The sequence below is a fragment of the Bizionia paragorgiae genome (assembly GCF_900107625.1).
Taxonomy (GTDB): Bacteria; Bacteroidota; Bacteroidia; order Flavobacteriales; family Flavobacteriaceae; genus Bizionia; species Bizionia paragorgiae.
This window is the reverse complement of the sequence record NZ_FNQK01000009.1, coordinates 1-14816: the sequence shown is the minus strand read 5'-3', so window position 1 is coordinate 14816 and position 14816 is coordinate 1. Positions and strand designations below refer to the sequence as shown.

Below are 14816 nucleotides of genomic sequence, written 5' to 3'. Positions count from 1 at the left end.
AATGGCAAAAGCGCTTGCGGACAATATCTGCTGCTTACTTTTGTTATATAATTAAACAAAAAATGACCTTATGAAAAACGCCATTCTATTTCTTTTAGCCGTAGTCACATTGCAAAACGTGTCGGCTCAGGAAAACTTAAATGAATTATTAGCAGCCGGAATAAACGATAGCAAACGGTTTGCAGAGCATTATATTAAACCAGCAAATGATGGTTTAGCCTATGGGATTAATAATAACTGGTCTAACAGTGCGAAATCCCAAAAGAAATTTGGTTTTACGTTATCACTCGTAGGTAATGCGACGTTTATAAATGATGAAGATAAACAGTTTATTATGAACACTGATGACTACGAGAATATTCGCTTTAAAGATGGTAGTGTTGTGAAACCTGTGGCAACGGCCTTAGGACACAATGAAGAAGATGTTATTGTGGAAGTTACTTACGACGATCCAATTTTTGGAGAACAAACTACCGATATTATATTGCCTACAGGAATAGGGTCGGCCAATGTTAATCTCATTCCAACAGTGTTTTTACAAGGTAGTTTTACACCTTTTAAAGGAACAGAAATAAAAGCGCGATACTTCCCTAAAGTAGAACAAGAAGATGTAGAGGTTGGTTTGTATGGCTTCGGATTACAACATGAGTTTACCTCTTGGTTGCCGGCAGATAATAATTTTCCAGTTGCAGTTTCTGGTCTGGTGGCTTATACGCAACTTAATGGTAGTTATAACTTAATTAACACTAGTAATGTGGAAGGTGAAAACCAACGCGTGGAGACCGAAACAAAAACAATGTTGTATCAGTTAATTGTAGGGACCAATTTAAAAATATTTAATGTTTACGGATCAGTAGGGTATTTAGATGGACAAAATGAAACCGATTTATTAGGACGTTATAGAGTGTCTGATGGGATTTTATTTACAGAAGAAATAGTAGATCCTTTTTCTGTAGAATCAGAGACAACAGGTGTTGTTGCTACGGTAGGAGCTCAAGTTAAACTTGGTTTCTTTGGTGTAAATGCAGCCTATACGATTGCCGATTTTAGTAGTGCCTCTTTAGGTATGAATTTCTCATTTTAAAACTTTCTTAAAAAAATACATAGGTCCTAAGAATTTCTTAAATTTGTAGGATAAAAATTAACACAAACTAAAATATAATACACATGAAAGTAACAGTAGTTGGAGCAGGTGCAGTAGGTGCAAGTTGTGCAGAATACATCGCCATTAAAAATTTTGCAAGTGAAGTTGTTATTCTTGATATCAAGGAAGGTTTTGCTGAAGGTAAAGCAATGGATTTAATGCAAACAGCTTCATTAAATGGTTTCGATACAAAAATAACAGGTAGTACTAGCGATTATTCTAAAACAGCAAATAGTGATATTTGTGTTATTACTTCTGGAATTCCAAGAAAACCAGGTATGACTCGTGAAGAATTAATTGGTATTAATGCAGGAATCGTAAAAACAGTATCGGCTAGCTTAATCGAGCATTCTCCAAATACAATAATCATTGTGGTAAGTAACCCAATGGATACAATGACGTATTTAGTTCATAAAACTACTGGATTACCAAAAAACAGAATTATCGGAATGGGTGGTGCTTTAGATTCAGCGCGTTTTAAATACAGATTAGCTGAAGCTTTAGAAGCTCCAATTAGCGATGTAGACGGAATGGTAATTGGTGGTCATAGCGATAAAGGTATGGTGCCATTAACAGCTCATGCGACAAGAAACAGTATTAAAGTATCAGAATTCTTATCTGAAGAGCGTTTAGAGCAAGTTAAAGAAGATACTAAAGTTGGTGGAGCAACACTAACAAAATTATTAGGAACTTCTGCTTGGTATGCGCCAGGTGCTGCAGTTTCAGGTTTAGTACAAGCTATTGCTTGCGACCAAAAGAAAATGTTCCCTTGTTCTACATTATTAGAAGGAGAGTACGGTTTAAACGATTTATGTATTGGAGTACCAGTTATCTTAGGTAAGAATGGTATTGAAAGCATCGTTGAAATTAACTTAAGTGATGCTGAAAAAGCACATATGCAAGAAAGTGCTGAAGGTGTAAAAGCTACAAATGGTTTATTAGAACTATAATTTACTTTCAAATACAAATAGTAAACACCTTAAGGTTTTATAACTTTAAGGTGTTTTTTTTTACAATAAATTCAATAATTATTAAATATATTATAAAAGACATAAAAAGAAATTAAAAAATATTTGGTATTATTGTTGCTAATAGTAGACTATAAACATTAATTAAATAAGTGAAAAATCAAAATAACATGAAAAAATCAATACTTTTATTACTAGCGGTAACCTTAAGTTTTACCAGTTTTGCACAGGGTGAATTTAAAGAGGGTAAAGTGGTATCTACACAAACAATGTCTAGTGATGACGAGGCAATGAATTCGCAATTAGCAATGGTTGGCGATGTAGTGACTACAACTTACGTTAAAGGAACGAAATCAAGATCGGAAGTGTCTAGTCCAATGACTGGAGACGTTGTTACTATATCTGATAATGAGTCTAAAAAGTTATTAATGCTTATGGACGATCCAATGGGAGGAAAGAACTATATGACAATAGATATGGATCCAGCTCAAGCGCAAGTAGAGAACATTGAAGTAAAAAACAGAGATGATAAGAAAACGGTTCTAGGTTACGACTGCGATGGTTACGATGTAACTATGAAGGCAGGAGGTCAGGAAGTAGAAATGACAATTTATACGACTAAAAAAATCAAAGCTTTTTCTCAACAATCACAAATGTATGGTGATAAAATTGAAGGTTTTCCAATGCACTTCGTAATGAACATGAGTCAAATGGGTAAAAACATCACAATCGAAAATACAGTAACTGATATTAAAGAAGGTCCTGTTTCTGGTGATAAGTTTAATATGACTCCTCCAGAAGGCTATAAAGAAATGAAACAATAAGCATTTATTGTTTATATAAAATCATATAAAGAGCAACTTTTAAGTTGCTCTTTTTTTTGTATAAAAAACTGTAATAATATTGGCATTTCCTACTGTAAATCATATATTTGGCGCATGAAGGCTAAATGGTGCTTTAGTATTTTATTAGTTGTCCTTACCTGTATAGGTGTGTTTAGGGACGATGCTGTGGTACCTAATCAAGAGCTGATTCTTGAGTTTGATAGTACAGAAGTGTCTGCAAGTCAGACAGAATATACTATTACGGCAGTAAAGCAGCAGCTTAAAGAAGCCGGAGTACACGTGGTTCAGGTTCATAATGAGTCCGACGGGAAATATAGCATTACCTATTACAGTGCCTCTGATGTTTCTCAAATCAAAGCGATTTTAGCAAGCTCCCCATCACTAGCAGGTGTGGGTTCGAAAACCTCGCCATCACAGCTTCCTTTAGGGAAAAAGTTAAGCCATTACCATGTTGATATTTACGAAATTACAAGTAGTGTAGATTCTGAAATCGACTTAAATGGAACCTTGGTATTAACCGAAAAACGCGACTTAGATCGCTTTAAGTCTCCAACATTTAACCCGTTTTTAAAACAAGAATACAGCAAGTTAAAATCGGAAGATGAAGCTGTAGCCTATAAAGTAAATTCGACCGTTGTGCACACTTTGCGCAAGGGACTATATACTATTCCTGAAGTTCGAGCAGGGCCCTCAAACTTTATAACAGCCTAAAGACAACTGCGTTTTTAAGCCTTACACTATTACTTTTATAAGCGTTTTATAAAAGTGAAATCACCCTATTTAATTATTAAAATAATTGTCGTATATCGACGTAAATTTTATATTTGCTCGTTGTAAAAAAAAATCGACAATAAAATAACAAAACCATGCAAAATAAAGGATTAATAAAGCTGTTTGCAGTTTTATTCGGATTGGTAAGTCTTTACCAATTGTCTTTCACGTTTAAAAATAGTGCCATCGAGAGTGATGCATTAGCTATTGCGGAAAGCAAATTTGATGCTTCAGTAGAAGACAGAAAAGAAAAAGTTAACGATTATGAAGTTAAATATTTAGATTCGTTAGCAACCTCTAATGAGCCAGTATTTTTAGGAAGTACTTACGCTGAGGTTAAAGAAAATTCAATGAAATTAGGTCTAGACCTTAAAGGAGGTTTAGAAGCCATTTTACAAGTGTCTGTAAAAGACATCTTAAAAGGACTCGCTAATAATAGTAAAGATCCTATCTTTAATAAAGCATTAGATGATGCATCAGAACTTCAAAAAGACAGTCAGAATGACTTTATTGATGATTTTTATAGCGCTTTCGATGCCATTAAAGGAGATACTAAATTAGCCTCTCCAGATATTTTTGCGACACGTTCTCTAGAAGAGGAAATTAAGCCAGGAATGTCTGATGATGAAGTAAAAGTTGTTTTATCTAAAAAAATAGACGAATCTATTACTTCTGCATTACAAGTATTACGTACGCGTATTGACCAATTTGGTGTTGCGTCACCAAACATCCAACGTTTAGGAACTTCAGGACGTATCCTTGTTGAGTTACCAGGTGTTAAAGATGTAGAGCGTGCTAAAGAATTAATTACAAGTACAGCAGAATTAGAATTCTGGGATACTTTAAAAGGAGAACAGTTTTTTCAGTACTTTAACGACGTAAACAGTTTATTGAAAGCGGAGTTAGAAGCAGAAAATAAAGTAGAGGGAGAAGATGCTGTTGCACAAGAAACTACCGAAGAGGAGGCCGATGATTTAATTGGTGACCTAACAGGTGAGGAAGATGCTACAACTAAAGAGGTAAATCCACTATTAGATCTAATTAGAGGACCAGGTTACCAAGGGGGACCAATCGTTTATCAGTTTAATATTGCAGATACAGCTAAAGTAAACACAATATTAAAAAAGCGTGAGGTTAGAGCATTGTTGCCAGCAGGGCTTAAAAATGTAAAATTCGTATTCGGGAAACCAGCTCCAAATAGTGAGTTGACAGAATTATACGTATTAAAAGGAAATAGAGATAACATTCCACCACTAAGTGGAGGAGTAGTAGATGATGCACGTCAGTCTTACAGCCCAACGAACAAGCCTACAGTAACCATGCAAATGAATGCACAAGGTTCTAAGATTTGGGAGGAAATGACCGATATAGCTTCTAAAACAGGAAGTCAAATTGCGATTGTATTAGACAATGTAGTGTATTCTGCACCGGGTATTAACAATGGTAAAATTGCAGGAGGACGTTCTGAAATTTCAGGAAACTTTACACTTAATGAGGCAACCGATTTAGCAAACGTTTTACGTGCAGGTCGTTTACCAGCAAAAGCAGAAATTATTCAATCGGATGAGATCGGACCAACATTAGGTAAAGAAGCAATCGAGAGTGGTACTATGTCTTTCTTAATTGCATTAGCTTTAGTGTTAGTTTGGATGTTCTTCTACTACGGTAAAGCCGGGATATTTGCAGATATCGCGATGTTATTAAACATTTTATTAATCTTTGGTATCTTATCAGGATTAGGAGCGGTATTAACCTTACCAGGAATTGCCGGTATTGTATTAACTATTGGTATGTCGGTAGATGCGAACGTACTTATTTACGAGCGTATTCGAGAAGAATTGAGTAAAGGTAAAGATCAGAAGTCGGCTATTAAAGACGGATTTAGTAATGCCTTATCTTCAATTTTAGATGCGAATATTACAACAGGTTTAACCGCTTTAATTTTATTCTTATTTGGTACAGGACCAATTAAAGGTTTTGCTACGACATTATTAGTAGGTATTGGTACGTCATTATTTACAGCGATTTTTATTACTAGATTATTAATCGATTGGTATGTTACTAGAGGTGGTAAATTAGATTTCTCTACAGGAATTACTAAAAATTTATTTAGAGGTATTAATATTAGCTTCCTTAAGAAACGTAAGATGGCTTATGTTATTTCAGGGGTGATGATCTTAGTGAGTTTAGGATCTTTATTTACCAACGGATTAGATCAAGGTGTCGATTTTGTTGGGGGTAGAACTTATCAAGTGCGTTTCGATCAACCAGTAAGTGCAGCAGAAATTACAAGTGTATTATCAGATGATGCTGTTTTTGGTAGTGCCGATGCCAAAACTTTTGGTGATGATAACCAATTAAAAATTACAACTAAATTTAGAATTGACGAATCTTCTGAAGAAGCAGACGAAGCAATTAGAGTGTCTTTATTTAATGCTTTACAGCCTTACCTGAATGGTATGGATTATGAAAGCTTTATTGAAAATAAAGAGTCTAAGACTGCTGGATTAATGAAGAAATATAAAGTAAGTCCTACAATTGCGGACGATATTAAAAAGGCTTCTTTCTGGGCGGTTTTAGGATCGTTAGTGGTAGTGTTCTTATATATCTTATTCCGTTTTAAAAGATGGCAATTCTCACTTGGTGCAGTAGCAGCAGTATTCCACGATGTATTAATATTATTAGGAGTATTCTCTTTAACATACAAGTTTATGCCTTTCTCTTTAGAAATCGATCAAGCATTTATTGCCGCGATTCTTACCGTTATTGGGTACTCTTTAAATGATACCGTGGTTGTTTTTGATAGAATTAGAGAGTTCTTTAATGAGCATACAGAATGGAAATTCGAAGATGTTATCGATAGGTCTTTAAGTAGTACATTAAGTAGAACCTTAAATACATCGTTAACGACTTTAGTCGTGTTATTAGCGATCTTTATTTTTGGTGGTGAATCAATTAGAGGTTTTATGTTCGCATTAATTGTTGGTGTTATTGTAGGTACCTACTCATCACTATTTATTGCAACGCCTATCATGTACGATTCAGTAAAAAAGGGAGATGCAGCAGATGCATTAAAAAATAAAGTAGTAGAAACTGAAGAAGACGTTGAAGTAAACGCTTAATAATTCTCAATTTGTAAAAATAAAAGCCTTTCAGGAGTAATCTTGAAAGGCTTTTTTTATACTCCAGTTTTAAGACATTAGAGGGGTGCCATGCGAAATGCAAGTCTGGTTTTCACTAATCGCTTCCCAAAAATATTAGGAGCGATCAAACGTACCTTACAACTACGAAATAAGCTACGAATGCCTATAAAAAAAACAGGAGTAAATGGATACTTCTTAATTTAGTACATACTTTATAGAGCAAACTAGTATACGAGCTTCCTCAAAAACGAATAGCTGTTTATAAAAGGTTTACTAATAAGACATAAATAATACAGTGCTTAGATAATAAATAACGTTAATCCTTTGGTAAGAAACGATGAAAAATTAGCTATAAATACTATATTTACATACCAAAAAACAAATCTATGTACTTACTAACATTCGATTGGAATCCTTTAACAGGAATAGATATCGTAGGTAATTTTAAAATTCATTTCTACAGTCTAATGTGGGTTGCTGCCTTTGTTATAGGTTGGCAGGTCATGAAGCGCATTTTTATAAGAGAAAAAATAAATATCGAATATCTTGATCCGTTATTTGTTTATACGGTGTTGGCGACCATGCTAGGGGCGCGTTTAGGGCATGTTATATTTTATCAGTCCGAATTGTTTACACAAGATTTTTTTAGTGTGTTTTTACCGTTTCACTTCGTCCCAGAGTTTGAATTCTCAGGCTTCTCAGGATTAGCAAGTCACGGTGCAGCAATAGGTATAATTATAGGTATGTACTTGTACCGTCGTAAATACAAGTATAAATCGCTTATGTGGATTCTTGATCGCATTGTGATTCCCGTAGCTTCTGGTGCCGTTTTTATCCGTTTTGGAAACTTTATCAATTCAGAAATTATAGGTAAAATTACCGACTCACCTTTTGGGGTGCGTTTCGTTCAGGAGTTTTATGGTAAGCGCGAAATTGTTCAGCTTACAGGTATAAAAAACTATAAGGAAGCCTATGCCGCAGTAACCGATAATCCGCAATTTGCAAGTTTATTAGAAGCCGTGCCGTTTAGACATCCCGCACAATTATACGAAGCTGCATGCTATGTATTTGTGTTTTTAATCTTATTGTTTTTCTATATAAAAACCAAAAAATCAGAACAAACAGGCTTTTTATTCGGTCTCTTTTTAGTCCTGCTTTGGTCGGTAAGATTCTTTGTTGAATTTGTTAAAGAACCACAGAATGCAGAGCGTGCCGACTGGTTATTAAACACAGGGCAATGGTTAAGTATTCCTTTTATAATTATCGGTCTGTATTTTATGTTTGTATACAAGCCAAAAACTAAAGTGAGTTAGTTATGAAAGTGTATTCAATGTATATTCTACTTTTAAGTATGTGTGTTACTTTGTTAACAACTTCTTGTAAAGAAGAGAAACAAGTTATTAAACAAGTAGAAGTTCCTTTTACTAAAGAAGGGGAGTTAAGCTTGTTAAAAAAAGGAACGGACTCTTTAATTCAACGTTTGGATATCGAGTTAGCAACATCACAGACAGAGCGTGATCTAGGTTTAATGTATAGAAATGAATTAAAAGACCACCAAGGGATGCTTTTTGTTTTTCCAAATAGTGCACCTCGTGGCTTTTATATGCGTAACACATATATACCACTGGATATTATTTTCTTGGATGAAAATAGCACTATTATAAGTATGCAAAAAGATGCGAAACCAATGGATGAGTCGTCTTTACCTTCTAACGGCTCTGCACAATACGTGTTAGAAATTAATGCGGGTCTGTCTAAAAAATGGAACCTTGAAGTAGGGGACACCATCGACTTTTTCGCACTATAGAACCCAAATCTTTTACAAATAAAAAAAGCACACTATACATTAATATAGTGTGCTTTTTTATGTTTTTAAATACGGAATCACCAATTATTTTAGTGAAAGATATTATCCGTTTAATAAGTTGGTTTGTTGGTGTATGCAAGCTAGAGTATGGGCTGATGTTATCACTTCTAAAAGTTGTGCAGCTAATCCTTGTCGTTTTTCTTTTCAGGTACAGGATCATACCCGCTGCCACCCCAGGGATGACAACTAAAGATGCGTTTTAATGCGAGTGTACCACCTTTTAATAAACCGTGCACCTGTAAAGCTTCCTTGGTGTAATGGGAGCAGGTGGGTTGGTACCGGCAAGTGGCTGGTGTGAATGGTGAAATAAAGGTCTGATACACCTTAATTATAAATAAAAAAGGGGCGATTAGAATTTTTTTCACGTTGTTGAAGTTTAGGCCGTACTAGAGGTCAATTAATTCACCGAGAAACTTGTACCGTCTCGGCTGTCTTTTAATTGAATACCAGCTTCAGCAAGCTCATCACGTATTTGATCTGAAAGCGCAAAGTTCTTATTGGCTCTAGCTTCTTGACGTAGTTTAATTAAAACGTTTACCGCGCCCGTTAATTTATCTGTATCTGCAGCAGCTTCTGTTGTGTTAGTTAGTCCTAAGACTTCAAAAACAAAGGCGTGTAGTGTTGTTTTAAAAGTGTTTAAATCTGTAGCAGATATACTTTGAGACCCTTCCTTAATTTGGTTTATGTATTTGACAGCATCAAATAAATGAGCGATTAAAATTGGTGTATTGAAATCGTCGTTCATGGCGTCGTAGCATTTCTGCTTCCAACTTTCAATGTCTAGAGTTGATTTTTCTGAAGCATTTAAAGATTCTAACTCTGAAATAGCTTCTAATAAACGGTTAAACCCTTTTTCACTTGCTGATAAGCCAGCATCTGTTAAATCCAAAACACTACGGTACCCAGCTTGCATCATAAAGAAACGAATCACACTCGGACTGTAGGCTTTAGACATGATGTCGTTATGACCTGTAAGTAGTTCGGTAGGGTTAATTATATTCCCTGTGCTTTTAGACATTCTAGCACCGTTAAGTTCTAGCATATTGGCATGCATCCAATAATTAACAGGCGATTGACCTTTGGCAGCCTGGTTTTGTGCGATTTCACACTCGTGATGTGGGAACTTTAAATCCATTCCACCACCGTGAATATCAAAATGATCACCTAAGTATTTAGTGCTCATCGCCGTACATTCCAAATGCCAACCTGGAAATCCATCACTCCATGGTGAAGGCCAGCGCATAATATGTTGCGGTTCAGCTTTTTTCCAAAGCGCGAAATCCTGAGGGCTCTTTTTGTCACTTTGCCCGTCCAACTCACGCGTATTATGAATAAGGTCTTCTAATTTACGTTTACTTAAAATTCCGTAGTTATTGGTCTCGTTATATTTATGAACATCAAAATACACCGAACCGTTAACTTCATAAGCAAAACCGTTATCGATAATGGTCTTGATTAATTCTATCTGCTCTATAATATGCCCTGTAGCAGTCGGCTCGATACTTGGCGGTAAAAAATTAAAAAGGTTTAGAATATTATGAAAATCTACGGTGTAACGTTGCACAACTTCCATAGGTTCAATTTCCTCTAAACGAGCTTTCTTGGTTATTTTGTCTTCACCAGCGTCCGCGTCATTTTCTAAATGGCCAGCATCGGTGATGTTACGTACATAACGCACTTTATAACCTAAATGTTTTAGGTATCTAAAAACCATATCGAAAGACATAAAAGTCCTTACATTACCAAGATGTACGTGACTATAGACGGTAGGGCCGCAAACGTACATACCCACATAACCGTCGGTAATAGTTTGAAAAGGTTCCTTTTTTCCGCTTAGCGAATTGTAGATCTTAATATCTTGGTTTTTATAAAGCTGCATTGGGTATACGTTATAATAAGTTACGTTTAAACTAGAAGGTTGTGTCTAATTTAATATAATCTAAGAATTCTCTTTTGATGTCCTTATTTTTAAATTGACCACCAAACTCTGAAGTTACAGTGCTACTTTCGATATCTCTAATACCACGCGAATTTACACACAGGTGTTTAGCGTCGATTACACAAGCGACATCTTCGGTATTTAATACCTTTTGTAATTCTTTAACCACTTGTATTGTTAGACGTTCTTGTACTTGCGGACGTTTAGCGAAATAGTCTACAATACGATTCATTTTTGATAAACCAACGACAGTCCCGTTAGAAATGTAGGCAATATGCGCACGACCAACAATAGGTAATAAATGGTGTTCGCAAGTAGAATACACCGTAATGTTTTTCTCTACCAGCATTTCGCCATACTTATATTTGTTATCAAAAGTCGATGCACTAGGTTTTTTTTGAGGGTCTAAACCACCAAAAATCTCATTTACAAACATCTTTGCAACACGGTTTGGTGTGCCACTTAAACTATCGTCTGTTAAATCAAGGCCTAAGGTCTCCATGATATGACGGACATCGTCTTTTATGATTTCAATTTTTTCGGCGCTTGTTAATTTAAAAGCATCGGCTTTCATAGGTGTATCGGCTGAAGTACCTACGTGGTTTTCACCAATTGAATCGTGATTTTTTGTTGTATTATCAATTTCCATTAATCCAGTAAAATAATTAAAAAGCAAAGATAAGTAATAAAAAAATCATAGATAAGAGGTAGGGGTTTTTAAATTTGAATTGTTATATAATTAACAGAATATTATATTAACATAATGTTAAAGATATTTTACTTATTTTTAGACCCTATAATATAAAAAACAACTATGAAATTACTCTACACTTTAGTGTTTATGCTGACTTTGAGCACTTATAATGTTAAGGCTCAATCGGTAACCAAGCAGCCTCTTGCGCTTGTGAAATACAAGGACAATGTTAAGGCTCCATTAACAACGAAAGAATTAAAAATGTTGAAAGAAGTTTATGGGAATAATTTAGAAAAAGAGGTTTTAAGTCGACCACAACGCGTCAAAGATTTTAAAAACTTACTAAGAAATAGAGTGATTATTAAACAAATGCCATCGTTAGTAAATTATCCTGAAAAATATAAATTATTAAGTGAAACAGGTTTAATTAAAGTTTATAATCCAAATTTAACGATGGATAGCTCGTATAATGAAGATTCTTTTAATGTTTTGAAATATAATCTTCAATTTTTTGGAAAAAGGTCTAGTGTTTATCGTATAGACAACACCAATTATTTTATTCATATTAAGTCTCAACATCAATAATAGATAACACAATGAAAAAAATCACCTTTTTACTCACATTTATTTTTATAAGCACTGTTGTGTTTTCTCAAGATGTTTTAATGCAAAATGGGACTGTAAGTATTTGTTCAGGAACTTTTTACGATTCTGGTGGTCCGGCCGCAAATTACAGTGATAATGAAGATTTTACTCTAACTCTTTGTCCTGATGAACCGGGTAATCAAATCCAGCTAGATTTTACTGCATTTAGTACCCAGCAAAATTTAGATTCTATTATCATTTATGACGGTGATGATACTACAGCAAATGCCTTTGGTAGCTTTTCAGGAGGAGGAGCCGCTGCTAATCCAGGTTTTGTTTCTGCAACACCAAGTAATCCTACAGGGTGTATAACTATTGTTTTTACATCTAATGGAGATGGTGCTACTACATCAGGTTGGGCAGCAGATATTTCTTGTTTTGCTCCTTGTCAAACTATAACATCCCAATTAGACAGTACAAGTGTTACGCCTAATGGAGATGGGTATATATGGCTTTGTCCTGGGGAAGAAGTTACGTTTACTGGTAGTGGTGTTTTTTCTGCCGATGGAACGGGAGCGACTTATGAATGGGATTTAGGCGATGGTAATACGGTACCTGGCCAAACAGCAACTTTTTCCTACTCTAATCCAGGTGTTTATTTAGTGAATTTAAATATTACCGATTCAAATACAGATCCTGATCCGGGAACAGGTTGTACTAATACCAATTTAATTAACCAAGTTATTCAAGTGGGTACTGAACCCGATTTTACGGGTACGGAAGCCGTTGACGCCACCATTTGTTTTGGTGAGTCTACTACCTTAAACGGTGTGGTAACACCTACCGAGTTTCTTAATGATTGTACGCCTCCTGTAAGTGGAACTACATTTTTACCAGATGGTAGTGGTGCTGCTTATGAAACCTCTGTTACTGTGGACTGTTATGATTCAGCTCAGACACTTACTGACGTTAATCAAATAGTCGCGATTTGTGTCAATATGGAGCATTCATTTTTGGGAGATTTAGATATTAATATAATTAGCCCTTCTGGACAAATAGCCGTGTTAAAAGGCTATCCTGGTGGTGGTGGAACTTATTTAGGAGGAGCTAACGATGATGGGTCTGCAACACCAGGGATCGGAGCAGACTATTGCTTTTCCACGACGGGTACAGTTACTTTAGAAAATGGACCAACTATTACCGCAGGGAGTAATCCACCAAATAATTCTATAACACCTGGAACGTATTTGCCAGAAGGTGGTTTTGGATCCTTGTTAGGAAGTCCTTTAAATGGAGATTGGACTATTCAAATAATTGATAATATGTCCATTGATAATGGTTATATCTTTTCTTGGAGTATTCAATTTGATCCAGCATTACAACCACCCGAGTTATCTTTTACACCACAAACCGTAACTGAAGCTTGGGATCCAGATCCTACAATTACGGCTACAGCTGGAAATACCATTACTGTGACACCGCCAACAGCTGGGCAGTTCTGTTATACGTATAGAACAACTGACAATTTTGGATGTGAATATACAGAAGTAGTTTGTATAGACGTTTTACCGGAAATTGTAACCGATGAGCCCAATGATTTATATGCTTGTGATTTAGGAACGCCTCCTTATGTTTTTGACCTAACAGAAAATGATACGGTTATTAATGCTCCAGCAGCGAATCCTACTGAGCAAATTATAACTTATTTTGAGTCTCAAGCAGATGCAGATGCCAATACTAATGCAATTCCTAACCCAGATACTTACACATCTAGTGCTGTAATAGGGACACCGCAAACTATATATGTAAGAATAGAATATCTAACTTCAGGTTGTTTTGAAACAGAAACATTTACCTTGAATGTTATTGCACCTCCTATTATTAACCCAGCTCCGGATATGGTAACCTGTGATGACCCTTCTAATGATGGAACTGAACCATTTGATTTGGAGACTCAAAATGCAATTATCCTAGGAGCTCAGTCCAATACTGATTATCTAGTAACCTATTATTTAACACTAGCTGATGCTAATGCAGGTGCGAATGCTTTAGTAAGTCCATATAATAATGTTACGAACCCAGAGCCTATTTATGTTCGTGTAGATGGTGTTTCTGGTTTAGGTTGTTTTGTGGTTTCACCTACTCCTGTTTTTAATTTAGTTGTAAACCAGCTTGACGACCCATCATTCTCTATGATGGCTACCTGCGACGGAGGTACTGTAGATTCTTTTGCTATGGCAGGAGGAACATATACGTTTAACCCTGTACCAACAGATGCTGCAGTAATAGACCCTTCAACAGGAGCTGTAACGGGAGGTACATCGGGAACAACGTATACTATAGAATACACAACAAATGGTACGTGCCCAGCGTCTTCTACTTTCGATCTTACAGTATTATCAGTAGATGACCCAACGATTACAATGACTCCAACATGCGACGGCGGAATTGTAGATTCAGAAGTGGTACCAGGAGGAACTTATGCTTTAAACCCTGTGCCAACCGATGGTGCTACGATAGATGCAACAACAGGAACCGTAACAGGAGGTCAGCCAGACACAACCTATGGTGTAGAGTATACCACTAATGGTGCTTGTCCAGCAACTCAGATTTACAGTTTAACAACATATCCATTGCCAACGGTGGTAGCGCCAACAGTATTAGGTGTTTGTGACGATGGAACTCCAGATGGTTTTACAGAAATTGATTTAAGTATCAAGAATAATGAAATCTCAGGAGGTAATCCCAACTACTCCGTAACGTATTACTTAACACAAGCTGATGCCGATGCGCAAGTAAATCCGTTACCAATACCTTATACAAACATCTCTAACCCACAAACGGTTTATGTCAACGTAAG

General features: G+C 35.8%; 12 protein-coding genes. 9 read left to right on the top strand and 3 right to left on the bottom strand.

Going from position 1 to position 14816, the window contains the following annotated elements:
* The first annotated feature begins 70 nt into the window (after nucleotides 1-70).
* The 7 genes from BLV64_RS07870 (at nucleotide 71) to BLV64_RS07840 (ending at nucleotide 8678) form a co-directional block, all read left to right on the top strand.
* Complete coding sequence (locus BLV64_RS07870) at nucleotides 71-1084, top strand: DUF6588 family protein (protein WP_092133780.1); 1014 nt, start codon at nucleotides 71-73, stop codon at nucleotides 1082-1084.
* Between the two features lie 83 nt (nucleotides 1085-1167).
* The gene (gene mdh / locus BLV64_RS07865; protein WP_092133778.1) at nucleotides 1168-2094 is read left to right on the top strand and encodes a malate dehydrogenase; all 927 of its coding nucleotides are present in this window, start codon (nucleotides 1168-1170) and stop codon (nucleotides 2092-2094) included.
* Nucleotides 2095-2282: 188 nt separating this feature from the next.
* Nucleotides 2283-2936 carry a LolA family protein gene (locus tag BLV64_RS07860; protein WP_092133775.1) on the top strand — a complete coding sequence of 218 codons (654 nt, stop codon included), beginning with the start codon at nucleotides 2283-2285 and terminating at the stop codon, nucleotides 2934-2936.
* A 114-nt stretch (nucleotides 2937-3050) separates the two neighbouring features.
* Entirely contained in the window at nucleotides 3051-3668 is a 618-nt protein-coding gene (locus BLV64_RS07855; RefSeq protein ID WP_092133773.1) for a hypothetical protein, read from the top strand.
* Between the two features lie 155 nt (nucleotides 3669-3823).
* Nucleotides 3824-6850: a protein translocase subunit SecDF gene (gene secDF / locus BLV64_RS07850; protein WP_092133771.1), complete on the top strand. Its 3027-nt coding sequence runs from the start codon at nucleotides 3824-3826 to the stop codon at nucleotides 6848-6850.
* Nucleotides 6851-7257: 407 nt separating this feature from the next.
* A complete protein-coding gene (gene lgt, locus BLV64_RS07845) occupies nucleotides 7258-8184 on the top strand; it encodes a prolipoprotein diacylglyceryl transferase (RefSeq protein WP_092133769.1) in 927 nt (308 codons plus the stop codon).
* A 2-nt stretch (nucleotides 8185-8186) separates the two neighbouring features.
* Nucleotides 8187-8678 carry a DUF192 domain-containing protein gene (locus BLV64_RS07840; protein ID WP_092133766.1) on the top strand — a complete coding sequence of 164 codons (492 nt, stop codon included), beginning with the start codon at nucleotides 8187-8189 and terminating at the stop codon, nucleotides 8676-8678.
* A 182-nt stretch (nucleotides 8679-8860) separates the two neighbouring features.
* Here the strand turns inward: BLV64_RS07840 and yidD are convergent, their stop codons facing one another.
* From yidD to folE, 3 genes are read right to left on the bottom strand one after another with little or no spacing between them, the layout of a single operon-like run.
* Nucleotides 8861-9103: a membrane protein insertion efficiency factor YidD gene (gene yidD / locus BLV64_RS07835; protein ID WP_092133764.1), complete on the bottom strand. Its 243-nt coding sequence runs from the start codon at nucleotides 9101-9103 to the stop codon at nucleotides 8861-8863.
* 32 nt (nucleotides 9104-9135) lie between these two features.
* Nucleotides 9136-10617 carry a cysteine--tRNA ligase gene (gene cysS / locus BLV64_RS07830; RefSeq protein WP_092133762.1) on the bottom strand — a complete coding sequence of 494 codons (1482 nt, stop codon included), beginning with the start codon at nucleotides 10615-10617 and terminating at the stop codon, nucleotides 9136-9138.
* Nucleotides 10618-10648: 31 nt separating this feature from the next.
* Nucleotides 10649-11326 (bottom strand): GTP cyclohydrolase I FolE, encoded by a 678-nt coding sequence (folE, locus tag BLV64_RS07825; protein WP_092133760.1) that lies wholly within the window; start codon nucleotides 11324-11326, stop codon nucleotides 10649-10651.
* Between the two features lie 165 nt (nucleotides 11327-11491).
* On the opposite strand from folE, the gene BLV64_RS07820 reads away from it, so the two are divergent.
* Nucleotides 11492-11956, top strand: a complete 465-nt coding sequence (locus BLV64_RS07820; RefSeq protein ID WP_092133758.1) for a hypothetical protein — start codon at nucleotides 11492-11494, stop codon at nucleotides 11954-11956.
* Nucleotides 11957-11967: 11 nt separating this feature from the next.
* The coding region (locus tag BLV64_RS07815; protein ID WP_143034139.1) for a PKD domain-containing protein at nucleotides 11968-14816 on the top strand (2849 nt) is incomplete at its 3' end.

What these genes read in the sequence shown, in the direction of transcription:
- BLV64_RS07870 (WP_092133780.1), top strand. Translation starts at nt 71, where the DNA reads ATGAAAAACGCCATTCTATTTCTTTTAGCCGTAGTCACATTGCAAAAC.
- mdh (WP_092133778.1), top strand. Translation starts at nt 1,168, where the DNA reads ATGAAAGTAACAGTAGTTGGAGCAGGTGCAGTAGGTGCAAGTTGTGCA.
- BLV64_RS07860 (WP_092133775.1), top strand. Translation starts at nt 2,283, where the DNA reads ATGAAAAAATCAATACTTTTATTACTAGCGGTAACCTTAAGTTTTACC.
- BLV64_RS07855 (WP_092133773.1), top strand. Translation starts at nt 3,051, where the DNA reads ATGAAGGCTAAATGGTGCTTTAGTATTTTATTAGTTGTCCTTACCTGT.
- secDF (WP_092133771.1), top strand. Translation starts at nt 3,824, where the DNA reads ATGCAAAATAAAGGATTAATAAAGCTGTTTGCAGTTTTATTCGGATTG.
- lgt (WP_092133769.1), top strand. Translation starts at nt 7,258, where the DNA reads ATGTACTTACTAACATTCGATTGGAATCCTTTAACAGGAATAGATATC.
- BLV64_RS07840 (WP_092133766.1), top strand. Translation starts at nt 8,187, where the DNA reads ATGAAAGTGTATTCAATGTATATTCTACTTTTAAGTATGTGTGTTACT.
- cysS (WP_092133762.1), bottom strand. Translation starts at nt 10,617, where the DNA reads ATGCAGCTTTATAAAAACCAAGATATTAAGATCTACAATTCGCTAAGC.
- folE (WP_092133760.1), bottom strand. Translation starts at nt 11,326, where the DNA reads ATGGAAATTGATAATACAACAAAAAATCACGATTCAATTGGTGAAAAC.
- BLV64_RS07820 (WP_092133758.1), top strand. Translation starts at nt 11,492, where the DNA reads ATGAAATTACTCTACACTTTAGTGTTTATGCTGACTTTGAGCACTTAT.